This is a genomic window from Pseudomonas sp. HMSC065H01 (assembly GCF_001815235.1).
GTDB classification, from domain to species: Bacteria; Pseudomonadota; Gammaproteobacteria; order Pseudomonadales; family Pseudomonadaceae; genus Pseudomonas; species Pseudomonas aeruginosa.
Window position 1 is genome coordinate 267,358 of record NZ_KV819873.1, and the last position, 20,508, is coordinate 287,865.

Consider the following 20,508-nt stretch of genomic DNA (forward strand, 5'->3'; position numbering starts at 1 on the left):
GAGACCATCGCCATGAACACCTCTTCGAGAAACATCCTTGCCGGCCTGACGCTGGTTGCTGCCGGTATCTCCGTCGGATGGGGCATCGCCCAGTGGCGCACCGGCCATCTCAGCGACTCCACCGCTGCTGCGGGCGCAAGCGCCCCGACAGAGCGCAAAGTCCTGTATTGGTACGACCCGATGGTGCCGACCCAGAAGTTCGACAAGCCCGGCAAGTCGCCCTATATGGACATGCAGTTAATGCCCAAGTACGCGGACGAGGATTCGCAGGACAGCACCGGCATCAGCGTGTCTGCCCAAGCGGTACAGGCACTTGGCCTGCGCACAGCCGAAGTCGTACAAGGCAAGATCGGTGCGGATGTGAACGTCGTAGGCACCGTGCTGCTCAACGACCGCGACGTCAGCATCGTGCAGGCGCGAACCGCCGGCTTCGTCGAGCGTGTCTACGCGCGGGCCGTAGGCGACGTGATCGCGGCAGGCGCACCGCTGGCTGACCTGTTGCTGCCGGAGTGGATCGCCGCACAGCGCGAGTTTCTGTCGGTTCGCGCGCTGGGCGACACATCTTTGACCGCAGCAGCCCGCCAACGGCTGCTGCTGCTCGGCATGCCGCAAGCCCTGATCGCACAGGTGGAGCGCACGGGCGAGCCCAAGGGGCTGTACACGGTCACAACACCTCAAGGCGGCCTGGTGGCCGAGCTGATGGTGCGCCAGGGCATGACGGTTTCCGCCGGGGAAAGCCTGGCCCGGGTGAACGGCTTGGCCACGGTGTGGATCGAAGCGGCCGTCCCCGAAGCGCAGAGCGGGCCGTTGCAGGTCGGCCAAACGGCGCAGGTCCGGCTGGCCGCGTTTCCCGGTGAAGTGCTCAAGGCGCGCATCGTGAGCATCCTGCCCGAAGCCAACCGCGACACCCGTACGGTGCGAGTGCGGCTTGAAATGGCCAATCCCGGCCAGCGCCTGAAGGCCGGCATGTCTGGCCAGATCGCACTCGAAGGCAACGAACAGCCCGCGCTGCTTGTTCCCAGCGAGGCGGTCATCCGCACCGGCAAGCGCGCACTGGCCTATGTGGTCGATGGACCCGGCAAGTTCCATCCCGTGGAGGTCCAGGTGGGCGCGGAGGTAGGCGATCAACTGGTGGTCAACGGCGGGCTCGCGGCGGGACAGCAGGTCGTGGCCTCGGCGCAGTTCCTGATCGACTCGGAAGCCAGCCTGCGGGGCGTGCTGCCTGCAGGTGCCGCGGCGTCCGCGCCTGCATCGGCGCACAACGGGCACGGCACCTCGTCGCCACCGGCCGCGGCCACCAACGCTTTCGTGGTGCGCGGCGTGATCGAGGAGATGTCACCCACCGAGCTGACGCTGGCGCACGAGGCCGTGCCGGCCCTCCAATGGCCGGCCATGACCATGGGCTTCAAGCTGAGCAGCCCGCAGCTCGCCACGGGTCTTTCGGTCCGGCAGCAGGTGCGATTCACCTTCTCCAAGCAAGGTGAGGACTACGTGATCACCGCCATCGAAAAGGTCCAGCCATGATCGCCAAACTGATTCGCTGGTCGGTGGCCAATCGCTTCCTGGTGCTGCTGGCCACTGCCATGCTCACGGCATGGGGCGTGTGGGGCGTTCGCAGCACGCCGGTGGATGCGCTGCCCGACCTGTCTGACGTGCAGGTCATCATTCGCACCAACTACCCCGGGCAGGCACCGCAGATTGTCGAGAACCAGGTGACCTACCCGTTGGCCACCACCATGCTGTCGGTGCCAGGGGCCAAGACCGTGCGCGGCTTCTCGTTTTTTGGCGACTCGTTCGTCTATGTCTTGTTCGAGGACGGAACCGACCTGTACTGGGCCCGCTCACGGGTACTGGAATACCTGAACCAGGTCCAGGGCCGATTGCCCGCCACGGCGAAGCCGGCCCTGGGTCCGGACGCCACGGGCGTCGGCTGGATCTTCCAGTACGCGCTCGTGGATCGCACGGGCAAGAACGATCTGGCGCAACTGCGTGCGTTGCAGGACTGGTTCCTCAAGTTCGAACTCAAGAGCCTGCCCAACGTGGCCGAAGTGGCATCGGTGGGGGGCATGGTCAAGCAGTACCAGGTCGTGCTCGACCCGATCAAGCTGGCGTCCTATGGGCTCAGTCAGGCTCAGGTCCGCGATGCCCTGATGGGGGCCAACCAGGAGACCGGAGGCTCCGTCCTGGAGTTGTCTGGCGCAGAGTACATGGTCCGCGCGAGCGGCTACCTCAAGACCCTGGACGAGTTCCGGGAGATCCCCTTGACGGCACGGGGCGGTGTGCCGGTGCGGCTGGGGGATGTGGCTACGCTCCAGATAGGCCCGGAGATGCGGCGTGGCATTGCCGAACTCGACGGAGAAGGCGAGGTCGCCGGCGGCGTGGTGGTGCTGCGCTCCGGCAAGAATGCACAGGAGACGATCGCTGCCGTCAAGGCCAAGCTGGCGGAGCTGCAGGGCAGCCTGCCGCCGGGCGTCGAGATCGTCACCACCTACGACCGCAGTGCGCTGATCGAGCGGGCCATCCGCAATCTCACGACCAAGCTGGGCGAAGAGTTTCTGGTGGTGGCGCTGGTCTGCGCATTGTTCCTCTGGCATCTTCGTTCTGCGCTGGTGGCCATCATCTCGCTACCGCTGGGCGTGATGACGGCGTTCCTGGTCATGCGCTACCAGGGCATCAACGCCAACATCATGTCGCTGGGAGGGATCGCCATCGCCGTGGGGGCGATGGTCGATGCAGCGGTAGTGATGATCGAGAACGCCCACAAGAAGCTGGAGGCTTGGCAGCACGCGCACCCGGATCAACGACTGCAGGGCAAGGAGCGATGGGACGTGATCACACAGGCCGCGGAGGAAGTCGGTCCTGCGCTCTTCTTCTCGCTGCTCATCATCACGCTCTCGTTCACCCCGGTCTTCACCCTCGAAGCGCAGGAAGGCCGGCTGTTCGGCCCGCTGGCGTTCACCAAGACCTACGCGATGGCCGCGGCCGCAGGGCTGTCGGTGACGCTGATTCCCGTACTCATGGGCTATTGGATTCGCGGGCGTATCCCGGATGAGCAGAAGAACCCCATCACCCGCATCCTGATTGCAGCCTACCAGCCAGCACTGGAGTGGGTACTGCGCCGGCCCAAGGCGACGCTGCTGATCGCCGTGCTGGCCTTGGCGACCACGGCCTGGCCCTTGGCGCGGCTCGGCGGTGAGTTTCTGCCGAGGTTGGACGAAGGGGACCTGCTCTACATGCCCTCGGCCCTGCCGGGACTCTCGGCGCAGCGCGCCACGGAGTTGCTGCAGCTGAGTAACCGCATGATCAAGACCGTACCTGAAGTGGACAAGGTGTTCGGCAAGGCAGGACGGGCCGAAACTGCGACCGATCCGGCGCCCCTGGAGATGTTCGAGACCACGGTGAAGCTCAAGCCCAGGGAACAATGGCGTCCAGGCATGACGCCCGAGAAGCTCGTGGAAGAGCTGGATCGTGCCGTGAAGATCCCGGGCCTGTCCAATATCTGGATTCCCCCTATTCGCAATCGCATCGATATGCTGGCTACCGGCATCAAGAGCCCAATCGGGGTGAAGGTGACCGGCAACGACCTGGGCGTGATCGATCGCATCGCTGCAGAGGTCGAGCAGGTCGCCAAGGGCATTCCCGGCGTGACGTCGTCACTCGCGGAGCGCTTGACGGGCGGGCGCTACGTGGATGTTCAGATCGACCGCGTAGCCGCCGGTCGCTACGGCCTGAACATCGCCGATGTCCAGGCGGTCATCGCCGGCGCGGTGGGTGGCGAAAACGTCTCGGAAACGGTCGAGGGGCTTGCCCGCTTTCCGATCAATCTGCGCTACGCGCGAGAATGGCGTGATTCACCACAACGGCTGGCAGAACTCCCTATCTTCACACCGATGGGGCAGCAGATTACGTTGGGGACCGTGGCACGCATCGCGATCACCGACGGGCCGCCCATGCTCAAGAGCGAGAACGCACGGCCCTCCGGTTGGGTCTATGTCGATGTGCGCGGCCGTGATCTAGCCTCGGTGGCCAACGAACTGCGCGATGCCATCGGGCAGCAGGTCAAGCTGGAGCCGGGTGTGAGCATCACCTACTCCGGGCAGTTCGAATACATGGAGCGGGCCAATGCACGCCTGAAGGTTGTAGTGCCTGCCACCCTGTTGATCATCTTCGTTCTGTTGTACCTGACCTTCGCGCGTGTAGACGAAGCGGGGTTGATCATGGCGACCTTGCCCTTCGCGCTCACGGGGGGCATCTGGTTCCTGTACCTGCTGAATTACAACCTGTCCATCGCCACCGGCGTGGGATTCATCGCGCTGGCAGGTGTGGCGGCGGAGTTCGGCGTGGTGATGCTCATCTATCTGAAGCAGGCCTTGGCGGAGCGTTGCCCGGATGGCCGCAACCCAACGCGAGAAGAACTGCTCGATGCGATCCGGGAAGGGGCGGTGCTGCGCGTGCGCCCAAAAGCAATGACCGTCGCGGTCATCCTGGCGGGCCTAGTACCCATTGTCTGGAGCAGCGGTACGGGCTCGGAGGTCATGAGTCGCATCGCAGCCCCGATGCTTGGTGGGATGGTGACCGCACCACTGCTGTCGTTGTTCGTGATTCCTGCTGCGTACGTGCTGATGCGCAGGCCGCCCAGGGAGCGTGTCTGATTGCGTGAGCATTGACGCCTCGCTGCACCGAGCGATTTGATGACGTGGCCCATGTGGCCGGCGGCAGGGGCACGCCGCTGGCCCTGAGCCGCCGGACGTAAATTCATGCGTCTATACGACGTGCAGCCATACCGACTCCAAAAGCGGGCGTTACTGGGAGTTCTCTTCAGCGAACCTTCCAAATGCAGGAAGGTCGAAGCTTGTTGGAATGTCGTACAGGAACGGTGCGTCAATGCTCTTTCGCCAATTCCGGCTAAGGTAGGGACCACGGTCCCAAGTCCAGTCTCTTCGGCTTCGCATTACCGATCCGTCACCTCGTAGGATGTGGCCTTGCCCCCGCATAACCGGACACGGTCTATACGCTGGCTGACGCGCTCCCGGTCTGGGCGATTCGCTGTTGATGTTGCCTGAATTCTCTGGGTGACCGCATTCTCAGGCTCGAAGGCGAATGCACATTGTTGAAGTGCTCGAAGGCCAAGTGCAACTGCGCCATGACCGTTGTGGCGTCCGCTAAGTTTATGCGGCTGACGTAGTCGCACTTGAAGGTGTTGATGAAGCTCTCGGCCATGCCGTTGCTTTGCGCGCTGCACGACGGCGTGGTCACTGGCTTGAGGCCAAGGGGCCGAGCAATCGCGCGCGTGTGACCGGCGATGTACGCACCGCCGTTGTCCGTCAGGAGCTCCTGGCGCGGGCTCGCGCTGCGGGCGCAAAGGTCATCCATGTCGTCCATGATGGGGGCCGGGGCTCGCCTTACGACCTCGCCGCCGAGACCGGGCAGATCCATCCCGCCGTTGCATCGCTAGCCGACAAACCCGTCGTAGTCAAGACGGCGCCCAATGCCATCTTCAACACCGACCTGGGCAAGCGCCTGGACGTGGTTGGCAACAAGCAGGTCATCGTCATCTGGTTCATGACCCACATGTGCGTGACCTTCACCGCCGATGGCGCTTTTCCTGCGTGGCAATCAGCCGACCGTCGTGGCGGACGCTTGCGCGACGCGGCCGATCCGCACCGACGCTGTGTATGTGCCAGCCGAGATGCTGCACGAGGCCGCACTGGCGACGATTGCCGACCTCTACGCGGTCGTGGTGCGCTTGGGCGCGTCGTTGAAATAAGGCGAAATGCAGCAGGCCATAGACAGGCACCTGCCGCTGGCCATTGTGCTGCCGCACTTCGTATTACGCCGTCTCAAGCACCGCGGCGCTGTCTACCAGTCGCCGAACGCTCTGCTGCACGTCCTCGGGGATAGGCTTCGGCGGCAGGCCAGCCGTCTGTTGGCGGGTACCCGCGATGATGCGGACGACCAGGCCCAGATTCCCCGGCGTCACGATGTCGACGGCAGGGCGCCCCCCCAAGTCAGGGTGCGGCTGCGTCAGCATGCGATACAGGTCCCAGGAATCCGCCTGCGGGCATTGGTTCATGAGCACCTGGGCCAGCTTGTGCTTGAGCGGCACCAGTTGCCAATCGGGAACTCGCTGCCCCCGGTTGCCCAGGCTGATGGAGAGCAGCTTGCCGGCCTTCAACTCGCGGTTGACCTGGTCCTTGGACTTTCCGGCCAGCTTGCCGAACAAGGGCACCGGCAGACTGCTCGGCGATTCGTAGATGGCCAGCATTTCCTCACGCTCGCGCTGGATGGCGGACACCTCGGGTTCCGGCGCATGCGTCGGAGGCGGTGGCACCTGCGACAGCCGCTGGAAGGTGATTCCCGCGTCGTTTGGCGTCACGACAATGGGGGAGGCCACCACGGGCGGAACGGGAGTCGCAGAAGAGGCTGCAGCGATGTCGTCGGGGTTGTCCTCCCCTGCGATGGCCGGCACGCCCTCGATATGGATGGTGAGGTGGGCACTGGCCGCTTCGACCTGGCCCTGTTCGAGCAAGTCGAGGCGATCTGCCCAGTCCTGCATCATCCGGCGGCGCGGCTCGACGTACTTGGCGTGGTTGTAGGCCGAACTCACCTTGTTCGGGTCCGAGTGCGAAAGCTGCGCGTCCACCCAAATCTTGGGATAGCCGATCTCGTTTAGCGCCGTCGAGATGGTTCCGCGGATGCCGTGCCCGGTCAGTTGATCCTCGTAGCCCATCCGCTTCAAGGCTGCGTTGAGGGTGTTCTCGCTGATGCGCTTCTTGAGTTCGCTGCGGTGCGTGAGCAGATGGATCTGGGCCGGCCTCATCACACCCAACAGGTAGCGCACGATCTCGATGGCCTGGACGGAGAGCGGCACGATGTAGGGCGGCACGTCCTGCGGGCGCTTACCGGCCTTGCGCATCTCGTCCTGGAGTTGCTTGACGATCTGCGGCGGGATGATCCACAGGCCACGGTCGAGGTCGAACTGGTCCGGGGTCGCCAGCCGCAGTTCGCCGGTGCGCACGCCGGTCAGGAACAGTAGCCGGATGCCGAGCTGAGTCTGCCAACCACGAGGGTTGTAGAGCCTGAGCTTCTGCAGGAATTCGGGAAGCGCCGGGAGATGCAGGTAGGGGTTGTGGTTCACAGGGGGCTTGGGCTCGGCCACCACGTCCAGGTCGGAGGCCGGATTGGCTTCCAGCCCCTCCACGATGACAAGGGCATAGCGGAACAACTGCCCCAGCCAGGTGCGGACCTTTTCAGCAGTGGTGAACGCCTTGCGCTCCTCGATCCTCGCCAGGACGCCCAGGAGCTGGGGCCGGCGAATGTCGTAGATCGACATCTGCTTGAGGCTGGGCAGCACGTCCTTGTTGAAGATCCGCAGGATCTGCGACAGCGTGCTGTTCCTGCCTTCCTTGATTTCCTTGCGGCGATGCTCGACCCACGCATCGAAGACGGCCTTGAAGGTGTAGTCGGCCGCCAGCTTGACCGCGTGTCGCTTCTGTTTGCGATCTGTATGGGGGTTGATGCCCTTGGCCAGGAGCGCGCGGGCTTCATCGCGCAAGGCGCGCGCTTCGCGCAGTCCGATCTCGGGGTAGTTCCCGAGGGAGATGCGCTTTTGCTTACCGAGCCAGTAGTAGCGCAAGTGCCAGGACTTGCCGCCAGTGGGGGCAACCACCAAGCCGAGGCCATCGGTATCGGGGATGCTGTGGGTTTTTTCGGCAGCCTTGGCTTGCCGCACGGTCAGATCAGAGAGTGCCATCATCAAGCTCCTAAGTCGTGAGACTTAGGCTCGATGCTGCTGGTCATCCCGGTCCAACCCCAGCAACAACCCGGAACCGGCACCACCCGCATTCTTTGGCCTTGTTTTTGGCCTCAAAAACGCTGGCTGTCGGTGGATTTCCGTGGCTTTTGCTGGAATGAAAAAAGGAGCCGAAGCTCCTCTTTTCAATGACTTACAGACGTCAATGGAAGTCTGCAGATCATAAATTGGAGCGGGAAACGAGACTCGAACTCGCGACCCCGACCTTGGCAAGGTCGTGCTCTACCAACTGAGCTATTCCCGCATCGTCTTGGTGACGGGCGCCATTCTATAGCATCGCGGCGCCGTGTCAACTCCTTGATTCAAAAAAGTTTATTTCTCTTTCGGGGTGGTCGACAGATGCGGCCATGCGGCCAGCAGGTAGTGCACCATGGACCACAGGGTCAGCGCCGCGGAGATGATCAGCAGCACGTAGCCGAGAATCACCCAGAAGGTCATCAGCGGCGGATTCGCCAGGAGAATGACCAGCGCCAGCATCTGCGCCGCGGTCTTCCACTTGCCCAGGTTGGACACCGCGACCTGCGCCCTCGCCCCCAGTTCGGCCATCCACTCACGCAAGGCGGAAACCACGATCTCGCGGCCGATGATGATCACCGCCGGCAGGGTCAGCCACAGGTTGGCGTGCTCTTCCACCAGCAAGACCAGCGCAACCGCCACCATCAGCTTGTCCGCGACCGGGTCGAGGAAGGCGCCGAACGGCGTGCTCTGGCCGAGGCGCCGGGCGAGGTAGCCGTCCAGCCAGTCGGTGGCGGCGGCCAGGGCGAACACGGCACTGGCGGTCAGGTAGCTCCAGGACGTCGGCAGATAGAACAGCAGAATGAAGATCGGAATGAGCAGGACGCGCAGTAACGTGAGCAGATTGGGGATATTCATCGGACCATCTAGGCTGCGAGGTGAGCCGGCATTCTACTCGCTGTGCAGGACGGCATAAATCTGCTCGGCAAGCTTTTTACTGATACCGGGGGCTTTGGCCAGTTCATCGATACTCGCCCGCGACAATTCCTGCAACCCGCCGAAATGCTTGAGCAGGTCGCGCCGACGTTTCGGGCCGACGCCAGGGACGTCCTCCAGCGTCGACGTCCGCCGTGCCTTGCCGCGCCGCGCACGGTGGCCGGTGATGGCGAAACGGTGCGCTTCGTCACGTATCTGCTGGATCAGGTGCAGCGCCGGCGAATCGGCCGGCAGGGTGAACTCGTGGGAGGCATCGTTCAGGTAGAGGGTTTCCAGCCCCGGCTTGCGGGTCACGCCCTTGGCCACGCCGAGCAGGATCAGACCGGCGACCGCCAGTTCCTGGAGCACCTCCTGGGCCATGGCCAATTGCCCCTTGCCGCCATCCACCAGGAGAATGTCGGGCATCTTCCCCTCGCCGTCCTTCAGGCGACTGAAGCGGCGGGTCAGCGCCTGGTGCATCGCCGCGTAGTCGTCGCCGGCCGTGACGCCTTCGATGTTGTAGCGGCGATAGTCCGACTTCAGCGGCCCTTCCGGGCCGAACACCACGCAGGAAGCCACGGTGGCCTCGCCGCTGGAGTGACTGATATCGAAGCACTCCAGGCGTTGCGGCGGCTCCGCCAGGTCGAGCGCCTCGGCAAGGGCTTCGAAGCGTGCCGCCACATGCTGGCGGTTGGCCAGGCGTGCGCCCAGGGCCTGTTCGGCGTTGGTCACCGCCAGTTGCTGCCAGCGTGCGCGGGTACCACGCACCCGGTAGCTGATCTCCAGTTCGCGGCCTCGCGCTTCGGCGATCGCCGAAACCAGCACCGGGAAATCCTCGTGCGTCACGTTGACGATCAACTCCGCCGGCAGGTCGCGCTCCTGGTGGCTGAGATAGTACTGGCCAAGGAACGCCAGCAGCACTTCGCCCACCTCCTCCTCGATCGCGACCTGCGGGAAGAAGTTCTTGCTGCCCAGCACCCGCCCGCCGCGTACGCTGATCAGGTGTACGCAAGCGCCGCCAGGGGTGACGATGGCGGCGACGATGTCGACGTCGCCGTTGCCACCTTCCATGCTCTGCTGGTCCTGGACTCGCCGCAGGATCGCCACCTGGTCGCGCAACTCCGCCGCCTTCTCGAAGTCCAGGCGCATCGCCGCCTGCTCCATGCCGACGTTCAGCTCGTCGGCCAGCGCGTTGCTCCTTCCTTCGAGGAACATCACCGAGTGGCGCACGTCCTCGGCGTACTCCTCAGGACTGACCAGCCCCACGCAGGGCCCCTTGCAGCGCTTGATCTGGTATTGCAGGCAGGGCCGCGTACGGTTGCGGAAATAGCTGTCCTCGCACTGGCGGACGAGAAACGCCTTCTGCAGCAGGTTGAGGCTCTCGCGGATCGCTCCCGCGCTCGGATAGGGACCGAAGTAACGCCCCTTGCGCTTCTTCGCGCCACGGTGCAGGGACAGCCGCGGATACTCGTCCTCGCTGGAGAGGAACACGAAGGGATAGGACTTGTCGTCCCGCAGCAGGATGTTGTAGGGCGGCCGCCACTCCTTGATCAGCGTCTGCTCCAGCAGCAACGCCTCGGTTTCATTGGCGGTGATGGTGGTTTCCACCTGGGCGATCCGCGCCACCAGCGCAGCGGTCTTCGGCGCCAGGCCGGACTTGCGGAAATAGCTGGCCAGGCGCTTCTTCAGGCTCTTCGCCTTGCCCACGTAGAGAAGCTTGGCGTCCGCATCGAACATGCGGTAGACGCCCGGACGATTGCTGCAGGTAGCGAGGAAAGCGCTCGCGTCGAAAACGGCGCTCATCTAGCTGGCGGCATCGACCATGCCGTGGCGGACGGCGAGCAGCGCCAGCTCCACGTCGCTGGTGATCGAGAGCTTCTCGAAGATGCGGTAGCGATAGGTATTCACGGTCTTCGGCGACAGGCACAGCTTGTCGGAGATGCTCTGCACCTTGTGGCAGTTGGCGATCATCAGGGCGATCTGGATCTCGCGCTCGGACAGCGAATCGAAGGGGGAATCGTGCTGCTGCGGCTGGAAGGACTTCAGCGCCAGTTGCTGGGCGATCTGCGGGCTGATATAGCGCTGGCCGGCGAAGACCTGGCGAATCGCCTGGACCATTTCCTCCAGCCCCGCGCCCTTGGTCATGTAGCCGGCGGCGCCGGCCTGCATGAGGCGGGTGGGGAACGGATCCTCTTCGCAGACGGTGACTACCACGACCTTGATGTCGGGCTGGCTGCGCAGCAGCTTGCGGGTCGCCTCCAGGCCGCCGATACCGGGCATCTTCACGTCCATCAGGACGACATCCGGCTTCAGCTCGCGGGCCAGTTTCAGACAGTCTTCACCGCAGTCGGCCTGGCCGACCACTTGCAAGCCTTCGATGTCGGCCAGCATGCGGGTAATACCGGTGCGTACCAGATCGTGGTCGTCGACCACCAGCACCTTAATCACGCTGCACCTCGTCGCGCATTAGCAGACAACCGCCCACACGGGCCCCCAGGAGATTTCGGCAACCTTAACAGAAAGCCATCCCATGACCTAGCTTGGCGCAAAGGCGTCATAAATCAAGCGTCATGGAAACATCATTCGACGGCATCGAACGGGCGCTGCGAAGTATACCGCCAGCCCCCGGCGAGCGGCAGACCGGATCGCAGCAAAAACCGGCGAACCTGTGGAGAGCCCAGCGACGCCGGGCCTGGTAAAGCGCAAGCGCCCTGGTTGCCCGGGACTCCTCCATAGCGACCATCGCCGAAGTCGAAAACAGGCGACCAAGACGCCACTGGCACCGGCGGCTACTGCGCGGCCATCTCACCGACACCGGTGAAAAGACGCTGGTGCAGGCGCCTGCGACTGGCATTCGGCACCAGGCGAACGAGGGTATTCCTCAGCCAGACGCTCCAGGGCGATTCCCACTGACCAAGGCGGCCGACGATCCAGGATTGCTTCCTGATGAACTCGATCCGCGCCTCGCGTTGCTGCTGGAACAGGATCAGCGTCTCGGCGCGCGGCGCCAGGCACCACAGGCGCGCCAGCAGGAAGGCGTCCTCCAGGGCCATGGCCGCGCCCTGCCCCAGGTTCGGCGTCATGGCGTGTGCGGCGTCGCCGATCAGCACTACCCGTCCGCGGCACCAGGAGGCGCCGGCCAACTCCTCGAGGTCGTTGTGCACCAGCGTGGTGGCGCTCGGTATGAGCCGGGCGATGCTCGCGCCGATGCCGTCGAAGTCCGCGTAGTGGGCGGCCAGCCGTTGCGGGGTGACGAAGCCCTCCTCGTCCTCGGGCTCCTCCCGGCGCACCTTCAGGGTCGCGTAGACATACATCTCGCGCGGGCTGATCTGGATGAAGCCGAGGCGCTTGCCGTGCCCCCAGACCTCTCCCGCCAGCTCGGCGTCCTCCAGCCGATGGGGAACGACCAGGCGCCAGCAGGTTTCGCCGGAATGACGCAAGGTCGCCTCCGGCCAGACATAACGTCGCACGCTCGAACGAATGCCATCCGCACCGACCACCAGCGAACAGTCGTGGACAGTGCCGTCGCTCAGGGTCACGCGTTCGTGGTCGAGTCCGTCGAGGATCTGCACGATGGAGACCCCGACCCGAATGCGCGATTCATCCAGCCCCTCCAGTAGCGCCGCATGCAGCTCGTGGCGCTGCAACGCCAGGCCGCCGCGGGAACTCCCACCCAGACTGGAAGGCATCGACATCAGCATCGAACCGTCGTGGGCGTATACGTTGATGCCGGCCAACGGCATGCCACGGCGGAACAGCCGGTCGAGATCCAGGGTGCTGGACAACGCCGTCAACGCATTGCTCGCCAGGGTGATGCCGGTACCGATGGGCCTGATCTCGCTGGCCCGCTCGACCAGCAGCCAGTCGATGCCTGCCTTGGTGAATTCGCGCGCCAGCGCCAGGCCGGCGATCCCGGCCCCCTGGATAAGAACGGTCATCCGTTGCTCCTTAGCAGCGGCATCCGTCGCGACTTCGCGCGGTCGCGACAGGCCTGCCCGAGACGATGAAAATGTCCATCCTAGCCGCCCCGGACAGCCCACCGACCCTATCAGAAGATCGAGTTGACCCTGCTCGCCGACACCTCGCCGCTCGCTTTTCCTGTCCTCCAGGCCACCGGGAGTCCGGCGCGCCGGGAAGGCAAGCGAGGCCCGGGCACGGCACGCGTGGCCGGAAATCCCCGCTAGCCGCCGCCCGCCGCGGCGCTACGGTTTTCCTTGGCCAGCGGCCTCCCGAGCGCCGGCAAGCGGCGATGGCGCCTGAAGCTCAGGGCAACCGGCCCGCGCCACCACCGCCCACGACGATCATCCAGGCGCAGCCACCCCGGCGAGAGTGGCCGGGACGGCAGTGCTCAGCCGGGCCACGGCAAGCATGCACGACTGATCGGCACGGCGTCGCGGAGGCGCGGCTATACGCAGACCCCGCTCCTGTCAACCCCTTACGCAAGGTAGTGATTGCCGGAAGCCCAGCGTACGAAAATCAACCGAAACGACATCCGCATGGAATAACGAAGCCCTGACGCCTTCAGGGCGATAGCATCGCGTGCAAGAGGTAACCGATGAGCCCGTCCGAAAACATCCAGTACGATTTCGAGTGGCGACCACTCAACAACTACCTCGCCGTGCAACGCATCACGCCTCCGGACATGCGTCAGGGTTCGGCTGCCGAGCCGCGCCTGCCCAGCGAAGCGCTCTACGAGTGGATCGTGCTGAACGGACGCTCCCCCCTGGAAGGCCTGAGCCTGGGGGAGCACTACCGCCTTTCCGACTACGGCGTCGCCGGGCTGGCATTGCAGAGTGCCGGCACCGTGGGCGAAGCCTTGCAACTGATCAAGACCAACATGCTGCTGTTCCGCAAGGATATCCGCGGGATCGCGGTGCGACGTTCCAGTTGCGACACCGTGGATGTGGATATCGACCTGCAGGACAAGCCGGACTGGCCGCAGTCGGCCCGGCTGTATCACGCCAACGTCCTGGCGTCGGCCGCCTACGCGGTGTTCCGCGACCTGCTGCTGGGCGAGCTGGAACTGGTCCGCCTGCGCCTCCCGGAAAGGAACGGCGACGTGCGGGCATACGAGGAGTATTTCCGGGTGCCGGTGTATTTCGCCGGCGCAGGCATCACCTTCACCCTCCCCGAGGAATTGCTCGAGGCCGAGATCGCCACTGCCAACTCCGCCGTGTTCCAGGCCTCGCTGGCGCTCGGCAGCAAGGCCTTCAACACCCGCGTCACCCGCGAGATGGGCGGCTACCGCCAACGCATCGTGGCACTGCTGGAGGTGCTACAGGACCGCTACCCGAGCATCGCCTGGGTCGCCCGGCAGTTGAAGGTCACCGAACGGACGCTGCGCCGACGGCTCGCCGACGAGGGCACCAACTACCGGGAAGTGCTCGACCTGGTCCGCCACGACAGGGCGCGCCAACTGCTGCGGGACGAGCGACTGCGCATCGAGGAAGTCGCCGAGAGGCTGGGCTACATGGATACCTCCAGTTTTCGCCACGCCTTCCGTCGCTGGACGGGACAGTGCGCCAACGACTATCGCAAGGCCCGCCTCGCCGGCAAGACCGCGCGGCGCCAGGGCGAACGCTAGCCGGCATGATTCCCTTCAGGGCAATTTCTGCGGATAGGGGCGAAAGGCGAACAGGCTGCACGCAGCCAGGGAAAAAGCCGCGAGCAGCACCCATTCGGCCGTCCCGTAGCCTTCGGCGCGGTCGTACAGCCAGCCCAGCAGGTAAGCGCCGAGACTGATCGACAGGGCGAAGGTGAACGGCTGGATCGAACCGTAGATCACACCGAAGCTGCGCAGGCCGAAGTAGCGCATCAACAGGTACTTGGTGGTGCCGCTTTCCCCTCCTCCACCCAGGCCGACCAGGAACACCGCCAGCCATAGACCGCTCGGTGTGTCGCCCACCAGGAACCAGGCCATGCCGAGCACCGCCGCCAGGGCGAAGGGCAACGCCACCCGAGGCGTCGCCACGCGGTCGAGAAGCCAGCCCATCAGCGGCTGCGACAGCATCATGCCGACCCACAACGCCGACAGCGCGGTGCCCGCCTCGCCCCGGGACAAACCGCGCTCCACCAGCATCGGCACGCCATGGGTCATGATCCCGGACATCACGAACACCGCCAGTACCTGGTTGCCCAGCACCAGCCAGAAACTGGCGCTGCGCCAGGCCTGGGGCGCCGTCGATCCGCTCAGCGCGGTTTCCGCTACGGCCGTGCCGGCGGCCACGCCAGCATCCGGCGCTGGCTCGCGGAACAGCCAGGCCAGCAGCGGCAGCGCCAGGCCCAGTTCGAGCACGCCGTAGACCAGGAAAGCGCCGCGCCAGCCCCACGCTTCGAGGCTCTGGTGGCCGACCAGCAGGCCCAGCGGCCCGCCCACCCCGAAGCCCAGGCCTAGCAGGCCGTAGGCCACGCCCAGGCGTTGGCGGAACCAGAGTCCGAGGATACGTCCGTAAGGCAGGTTGCCTGGCGCCAGCAGGCCGATCAGCAGGAACAGCGCGTAGAGTTGCCAGACGGCATTCACCGCCGCCAGGCCGAGCAGCGGCAGCGACAGGGCGGCGGTCAGCCCGAGCATTGTCCGCCGCGCGCCCCAACGATCGATCAGCCAGCCCTTGAGCGGGCTGGTGATGGCGACCGCCAGTCCGAACAGCGTCACCAGCAACGACACCTCGGCGCGGTCCCAGGCGTACTCGGCGCTCATCGGTGCGATGAACAGACTGAAGGTGTTCAGCAGGATGCCGGTGGGCCCGAGCATGATCGCCACCACCGACGCCAGCAGCACACCGCCGCTGGTCGCGGAAAATTCTCGTTGCGCCACGCCTGGCCCTCTAGAAGCGGTATGCCGCGCGTAGGTAGTAGAAGGCGCCGTTGAAGCCGATCTGCGAGGCATAGGTGTCGTAGCGCAGCACGTCGCCATAGGTGGTGTTCTGCGCGGGCAGCTTGTTCGGACGGACGTCGAACAGGTTGTCGGCGCCGGCGGTCAGCGTCAGGTCGGCGCTGAGCCGGTAGCGCGCGGCGATGTCGGTGATGTACTTCGGGTCGTTGACGAAATGGTTGAATTTCTCCGTCGACCAGGCGTCCGGCCCTACCGTGTAGTCGAGTTCCGAGCTGGTCCGGCCGTAGCGCGTCAGGCGCAGGCTGACCTCCCAGTCCTGGCGGCTCCAGGTGCCGCCGAGGGAAACCTGGCTGCGCGGGGTGGAGCTGGTGATCCAGGCGACCTGCTGGGCATTGAGCAGCGGCTCGCCGTTGGCGCCTCGATGGTTCTTGCGCAAGGTGGTGCGGTTGAAGTTGGCCGACAGTTCCCAGTCGACCTGCCCGTACTCGCCAAGCGCGACGAGGTAGTGACCGGTGATGTCGACACCGCGGGTGCGGGTGTCGGCACCGTTGGCCAGGTAGTGGGTACTGACCGTACTGGCACTGGCCGGCAACGAGATCCCCGCCGCGGCCAGGGCATCGATGGCTTCCTGGCCGGAATAGGTGGCGCTGTCGACGATGCGGTCGCGGATGCTGATCTGGTAGGCGTCGATGTTCAGCCCGACGTTTTCCCACGGGCTGAGTACCAGGCCAAGGTTGAAGCTGGTCGACTTCTCCGGTTGCAGTTCGTCGGCGCCGAGCATCTTCGCCGCCGGCGAGTTGGCCGCCAGCAGGCCAAGGGCGATGGTCGGGCCGACGCTGAGGCCGGTGTAGTGCTCCTGGACCAGGGACGGCGCGCGGAACCCGCTGCTTACGCTGGCGCGCAGCGCCACCCGCGGATCGAACTGGTAACGGGTGGCGAACTTGCCGTTGGTGGTGCTGCCGAAGTCGCTGAATTTCTCGTGGCGCACCGCCACGTCGACCTCCCAGGCTGGGGTCAGGGAGGTACCCAGGTCCAGGTAGGACGCCCAGGCGTGCCGCGACCATTGCCCCTCGCTGAGCGGCGAGAGGCCAGCCAGGGATTCCGCCCCGCCGCTGTAGTAGGACGCCGGGTCGCCGGCGTCGATGCGGTAGCTTTCCCGCCGGTATTCCGCACCCAGCGACAACGCCAGCGGAGCAGCGAGGAAATCCAATTCGAATTCCCGCCCCAGGTCCAGGTTGCTGGTCCATTGGCTGTTGCGGTAGCGCGCCAGGTCGAAGCTTCTCGGGCTGTTGCCGGTTTCACGGTAGATCGCCGCGTTCACCGACTGGGTCATGCCGATATCGGGACGGTCGGCGCCGTAGCCACTGCTCAGGTCCCAGTGCCAGGCATCCAGCAGATGCTCGCCGCGCACCCCGGCGAGGAACGCATAGTCGTCCTCGTCGCTGTTCGGGCGCGGCGTGAAGCCGTCCGGATACAGCGTCGGCGCCACCGAAGCCAGGCGATAGTTGGCCGCCGAAGAGGCCTTGCGCCGAGTATAGGTGCCGAAGCCGTACACCTCGATATCGTCGCCCAACCCGAAACCGGAGTTGAGCGCCAACGATTGCCGGTGGAACGCGGGATCGCCCATGGAAATGTTGTCGCGCCGACCGGTGCGCTCATCGATGCCGCTGCGCATCGTGCGCTCCTGCTCGCGATATTCGGCGGTGAGGTTGACGAAGCCGCTATCGCCGAAGGCCAGCCCGATGTTCCCCCCGCCGCCATGGGTGAAGCCGTCGCCGTCGCCGGTCTGCCCGACGTCAGCGGCCGCCGACCCGCCGCTGTCGGCGGACTTGAGGATGACGTTGATCACCCCGGCGATGGCGTCCGAGCCGTACTGCGCCGAGGCGCCGTCGCGCAGCACCTCGACCCGCTCGATGGCGTTGATCGGGATGGTGTCCAGATCGACGCCGGTGGAGCCCTTCTCCAGCCCCCCGCTGATATTGAGATTGGCCGTTTCGTGGCGACGCTTGCCGTTCACCAGCACCAGCACATGGTTGGGGCTCAGCCCGCGCAGCGACTGCGTGTGGGTCAACGCCGAGGCGTTGAACGGCTGGGCCTGGCGGGTCAGCGAGGGCAACAGTTTGACCAGCGCATCGCGCAGGTCGACCGCACCGCTGCTGCGTAGCTGGGTAGCGCTGACCACATCGATCGGGCTCAGGCTGTCCTGCGCCTTCACATCGCTCTTGCGCGTGCCGGTGACCACCACGGTGGACAAGGTCGGTGCCACCGCCGCACCTCGCGTCTCCTGCACAGGCGCCTGTCCGCGGCGCAGGACGAAGGCACCGCTTTCGTCCTGCGCGTATGCCAGCCCGCTGCCGGCCAGGGCACGCCGCAAGGCGTCCTCGACACTGAGCCGGCCGCGGATATCCGGTCCGCGCAACCCCGCCACCAGGCGCTGGTCGAAGGCGATCGGCACGTGTCCCTGGCGCACGATGTTCAACAACACCTCGGCCAGTTCGCCGGGCGCTATGTCGAATACCCGGGGCGCCGTGGCCGCGTCGCGCGGCCCACCGTCGGCGGCCTGCACCTCGCCCTGCAGCGCGCAGGCGAGCCCCACCGCACAGAGCATGGGGGTCAACGAACGAGAGGAAAGACGTACATCGGGCATGGTCGAATCGTCCTGGATGGAATTCGCCCATGAGTGCAATCCGACGCCGGCTTTTTCAGCGTCGGGCAATATGAATTTCGCATAACCTTATGCGCCCGGATTCCTCCGCAGGCGGCGCACTAGCGTGCGTCGGCGAGCCGCGGCGCGGGCGGGTTGATCAATAGCGCGAATATCTCGGAGTGGGACTTCACGTTCAGCTTCGCGTAGATGTGCCGGCGATGCACCTTGATGGTGGCGATCGACAGCGTCAGCCGATCCGCTATTTCCTTGTTCGAGTATCCATCCAGCATCAGGCGGATGACATCCGACTCCCGCGCGGTCAGCGGCGATATCAACCCTCTCCAGGGCTGGACTTCCACCTCCGCCGCTGCGATCGGTTTCGCCTCCTCCCTGACCGCATCCTCGAAGTGGATGCGTTTTTTCATCAGCGCGATGACCCACGGGCGAAGCAGCTCGAACAGCGCGATCTGCTCGGCGCCGAAGCGGCTCTCGCTGCCCAACGACAGGCACAGGGTTCTTTCACCATCCAGCGGGACGTTATATTGAACTTCGTCCGTCACCACATAATGCGCAAAGTACGTATTGTAATATTCGGTCGTTTCGAAATCTTCGGAGACGATATCCGCAAGATGAAAAAGCCCGCCGCGCCGACAGTTTCTGGATACCTGGTAGAAAGGATCTTGCAGATAGAGTCCGGTTATATATCGACTGATCAGCGGGTCCGGCTCGACTTCTTCTCTCTCCTCCTCCATGAAGGAAAGAATCAAGGGACTGGAATCGCTGAATATCAGGGCCGCCCAGTTGTCGACGGGGGCGAACTGGCCGAGGGTCTGCGCCAGGATCCGCCAGAAGAACGGCCGGTCCAGCGCTTCGAGCAACTTTCCCAGTGACTCGTGCCAGGCGCCGCCGTGCAATGCGATATCCACACAACTACTCCTCTGGGATTAGTCACTCGGCGTTATGTCATGAAGAGTTCCAATGTGCATAATATCGATGCCTTCGAAGATAGCCACAGGTCAGAACTACCAGTTCTGGTAGGTGCAAAATCCAACTTGTTTCGTTTCGGAAAGGAAATCCAATGAAAAAAGTTTGTGCACTGGCGTTATCGATCCTGACGACGATCGGTGCGACAGCGGCGGACAGTGCATGGGCTGCGCAAACCAGCGTCCATCTTTACAACTGGTATGACTTCATCGCCCCGGAAACGCCCAAGGCTTTCCAGAAGGAAACCGGCACCCGTGTCGTCCTCGACACCTTCGACAGCGCCGAGACCGCGCAGGGCAAGCTGATGGTCGGCCGCTCCGGCTACGACGTGGTGGTGATCACCTCCAACATCCTGCCCGGGCTGATCAAGGCGGGCGTCCTCCAGGAACTCGACCGCGACCGGCTCCCCCACTGGAAGAACCTCGACGCGGACATCCTCGGGAAGCTTCAGGCCAACGATCCCGGCAATCGCTATGCCGTACCTTATCTCTGGGGAACCACCGGGATCGCCTACGACGTGGACAAGGTCCGCAAGCTGCTCGGCCCCGACGCGCCGGTCGACTCCTGGGACCTGGTCTTCAAGGAGGAGAACATCTCCCGCCTCAGCCAGTGCGGCGTGGCCACGCTGGACTCCTCCACCGAGCTGGTGTCCATCGCCCTCAACTACCTGGGCCTGCCGCACAACAGCCAGAATCCCGAGGACTACCAGAAAGCCCAGGAACTGTTGCTGAAGGTTCGCCCCTACATTCGCTATTTCGACTCCTCCAGAGTCGACACCGATCTCTCCAACGGCAACGTCTGCGTGGTGGTCGGCTGGCAGGGCACGGCCTACATGGCCCAGGTCAACAACGAACAGGCCGGGAACGGTCGCCATATCGCCTACAGCATTCCCCGGGAAGGCTCGCTGGTCTGGGCCGAGAACATGGTGCTGCTCAAGGATGCACCGCATCCGCAGCAGGGTTATGCGCTGATCGACTACCTGCTGCGTCCGGAGGTCATCGCCAGGACCTCCAACTACGTGGGCTATCCGAATGGCAACCAGGCGGCGCTGCCGCTGGTAGAGCGGAAGCTGCGGGAAAACCCGGCGGTTTACCTGAGCAAGGAAACCATGGCGACCCTCTTCCCGCTGGAAACCCTGCCACTGAAGGTCGAGAGAATCCGTACCCGGGTCTGGAGCCGGGTCAAGACCGGGAGCTGACACCCGCCCGAGACGCCCCCTGGAAGCGCGGGAGCGCCCGGAGCCAGAAAAATCCAGCGAGGTCCGCCAGGACCGGCGTTCGCGTCTTTCACCGGGCGAGGCTC

General features: G+C 64.7%; 13 protein-coding genes, 1 tRNA gene and 2 pseudogenes. 6 read left to right on the forward strand and 10 right to left on the reverse strand.

Features of this window, described 5'->3' with window-relative positions:
• Positions 1 to 12: 12 nt before the first annotated feature.
• Positions 13 to 1,524 carry an efflux RND transporter periplasmic adaptor subunit gene (locus HMPREF3014_RS13925; protein WP_023087253.1) on the forward strand — a complete coding sequence of 504 codons (1,512 nt, stop codon included), beginning with the start codon at positions 13 to 15 and terminating at the stop codon, positions 1,522 to 1,524.
• Entirely contained in the window at positions 1,521 to 4,652 is a 3,132-nt protein-coding gene (locus tag HMPREF3014_RS13930; protein ID WP_023087252.1) for an efflux RND transporter permease subunit, read from the forward strand. The genes HMPREF3014_RS13925 and HMPREF3014_RS13930 overlap by 4 nt, the downstream gene beginning before the upstream one ends.
• 355 nt (positions 4,653 to 5,007) lie before the next feature.
• Here the strand turns inward: HMPREF3014_RS13930 and HMPREF3014_RS13935 are convergent.
• Positions 5,008 to 5,334, reverse strand: a pseudogene (locus tag HMPREF3014_RS13935) (integrase core domain-containing protein); the annotation flags it as partial.
• Here HMPREF3014_RS13935 and HMPREF3014_RS35410 point away from each other — a divergent pair.
• Positions 5,293 to 5,544, forward strand: a pseudogene (locus HMPREF3014_RS35410) (isochorismatase family protein); the annotation flags it as partial. The pseudogenes HMPREF3014_RS13935 and HMPREF3014_RS35410 sit on opposite strands and share 42 nt — an antisense overlap.
• A 49-nt stretch (positions 5,545 to 5,593) precedes the next feature.
• Positions 5,594 to 5,767, forward strand: a complete 174-nt coding sequence (locus tag HMPREF3014_RS35110; RefSeq protein ID WP_023087250.1) for a cysteine hydrolase family protein — start codon at positions 5,594 to 5,596, stop codon at positions 5,765 to 5,767.
• Between the two features lie 63 nt (positions 5,768 to 5,830).
• On the opposite strand, the gene HMPREF3014_RS13940 is transcribed toward HMPREF3014_RS35110, so the two are convergent.
• From HMPREF3014_RS13940 to pqsH, 6 genes are all read right to left on the reverse strand, one after another.
• Complete coding sequence (locus HMPREF3014_RS13940; RefSeq protein ID WP_023087249.1) at positions 5,831 to 7,753, reverse strand: tyrosine-type recombinase/integrase; 1,923 nt, start codon at positions 7,751 to 7,753, stop codon at positions 5,831 to 5,833.
• A gap of 228 nt (positions 7,754 to 7,981) precedes the next feature.
• A tRNA-Gly gene (locus HMPREF3014_RS13945) sits at positions 7,982 to 8,057 on the reverse strand.
• 68 nt (positions 8,058 to 8,125) lie between these two features.
• Positions 8,126 to 8,686, reverse strand: coding sequence for a CDP-diacylglycerol--glycerol-3-phosphate 3-phosphatidyltransferase (gene pgsA, locus HMPREF3014_RS13950; RefSeq protein ID WP_003090349.1), 561 nt, complete (start codon positions 8,684 to 8,686; stop codon positions 8,126 to 8,128).
• A gap of 33 nt (positions 8,687 to 8,719) precedes the next feature.
• The gene (gene uvrC, locus HMPREF3014_RS13955) at positions 8,720 to 10,546 is read right to left on the reverse strand and encodes an excinuclease ABC subunit UvrC (protein WP_003097551.1); all 1,827 of its coding nucleotides are present in this window, start codon (positions 10,544 to 10,546) and stop codon (positions 8,720 to 8,722) included.
• Complete coding sequence (gene uvrY / locus HMPREF3014_RS13960) at positions 10,547 to 11,191, reverse strand: response regulator transcription factor GacA (RefSeq protein ID WP_003090351.1); 645 nt, start codon at positions 11,189 to 11,191, stop codon at positions 10,547 to 10,549.
• A 341-nt stretch (positions 11,192 to 11,532) separates the two neighbouring features.
• Positions 11,533 to 12,681 (reverse strand): 2-heptyl-3-hydroxy-4(1H)-quinolone synthase, encoded by a 1,149-nt coding sequence (pqsH, locus tag HMPREF3014_RS13965; protein ID WP_003119987.1) that lies wholly within the window; start codon positions 12,679 to 12,681, stop codon positions 11,533 to 11,535.
• A 617-nt stretch (positions 12,682 to 13,298) separates the two neighbouring features.
• Here pqsH and HMPREF3014_RS13970 point away from each other — a divergent pair.
• Positions 13,299 to 14,327 (forward strand): AraC family transcriptional regulator, encoded by a 1,029-nt coding sequence (locus tag HMPREF3014_RS13970; protein WP_034067795.1) that lies wholly within the window; start codon positions 13,299 to 13,301, stop codon positions 14,325 to 14,327.
• Between the two features lie 15 nt (positions 14,328 to 14,342).
• Here HMPREF3014_RS13970 and HMPREF3014_RS13975 read toward each other — a convergent pair whose 3' ends face one another.
• The 3 genes from HMPREF3014_RS13975 to vqsR all read right to left on the reverse strand — a co-directional run bounded on the left by HMPREF3014_RS13975 (position 14,343) and on the right by vqsR (position 19,148).
• Entirely contained in the window at positions 14,343 to 15,557 is a 1,215-nt protein-coding gene (locus HMPREF3014_RS13975; RefSeq protein ID WP_003113355.1) for an MFS transporter, read from the reverse strand.
• Between the two features lie 10 nt (positions 15,558 to 15,567).
• Positions 15,568 to 18,222, reverse strand: coding sequence for a TonB-dependent receptor (locus HMPREF3014_RS13980; RefSeq protein ID WP_034067794.1), 2,655 nt, complete (start codon positions 18,220 to 18,222; stop codon positions 15,568 to 15,570).
• Positions 18,223 to 18,341: 119 nt separating this feature from the next.
• Positions 18,342 to 19,148 carry a transcriptional regulator VqsR gene (gene vqsR / locus HMPREF3014_RS13985; protein ID WP_003097562.1) on the reverse strand — a complete coding sequence of 269 codons (807 nt, stop codon included), beginning with the start codon at positions 19,146 to 19,148 and terminating at the stop codon, positions 18,342 to 18,344.
• 152 nt (positions 19,149 to 19,300) lie between these two features.
• On the opposite strand from vqsR, the gene HMPREF3014_RS13990 reads away from it, so the two are divergent.
• Complete coding sequence (locus HMPREF3014_RS13990) at positions 19,301 to 20,404, forward strand: polyamine ABC transporter substrate-binding protein (RefSeq protein WP_003090368.1); 1,104 nt, start codon at positions 19,301 to 19,303, stop codon at positions 20,402 to 20,404.
• Positions 20,405 to 20,508 lie beyond the last annotated feature (104 nt).

What these genes read in the sequence shown, in the direction of transcription:
- HMPREF3014_RS35110 (WP_023087250.1), top strand. Translation starts at nt 5,594, where the DNA reads ATGGCGCTTTTCCTGCGTGGCAATCAGCCGACCGTCGTGGCGGACGCT.
- HMPREF3014_RS13980 (WP_034067794.1), bottom strand. Translation starts at nt 18,222, where the DNA reads ATGCCCGATGTACGTCTTTCCTCTCGTTCGTTGACCCCCATGCTCTGT.
- HMPREF3014_RS13990 (WP_003090368.1), top strand. Translation starts at nt 19,301, where the DNA reads ATGAAAAAAGTTTGTGCACTGGCGTTATCGATCCTGACGACGATCGGT.
- HMPREF3014_RS13940 (WP_023087249.1), bottom strand. Translation starts at nt 7,753, where the DNA reads ATGGCACTCTCTGATCTGACCGTGCGGCAAGCCAAGGCTGCCGAAAAA.
- HMPREF3014_RS13930 (WP_023087252.1), top strand. Translation starts at nt 1,521, where the DNA reads ATGATCGCCAAACTGATTCGCTGGTCGGTGGCCAATCGCTTCCTGGTG.
- pgsA (WP_003090349.1), bottom strand. Translation starts at nt 8,686, where the DNA reads ATGAATATCCCCAATCTGCTCACGTTACTGCGCGTCCTGCTCATTCCG.
- HMPREF3014_RS13970 (WP_034067795.1), top strand. Translation starts at nt 13,299, where the DNA reads ATGAGCCCGTCCGAAAACATCCAGTACGATTTCGAGTGGCGACCACTC.
- pqsH (WP_003119987.1), bottom strand. Translation starts at nt 12,681, where the DNA reads ATGACCGTTCTTATCCAGGGGGCCGGGATCGCCGGCCTGGCGCTGGCG.
- uvrC (WP_003097551.1), bottom strand. Translation starts at nt 10,546, where the DNA reads ATGAGCGCCGTTTTCGACGCGAGCGCTTTCCTCGCTACCTGCAGCAAT.
- HMPREF3014_RS13925 (WP_023087253.1), top strand. Translation starts at nt 13, where the DNA reads ATGAACACCTCTTCGAGAAACATCCTTGCCGGCCTGACGCTGGTTGCT.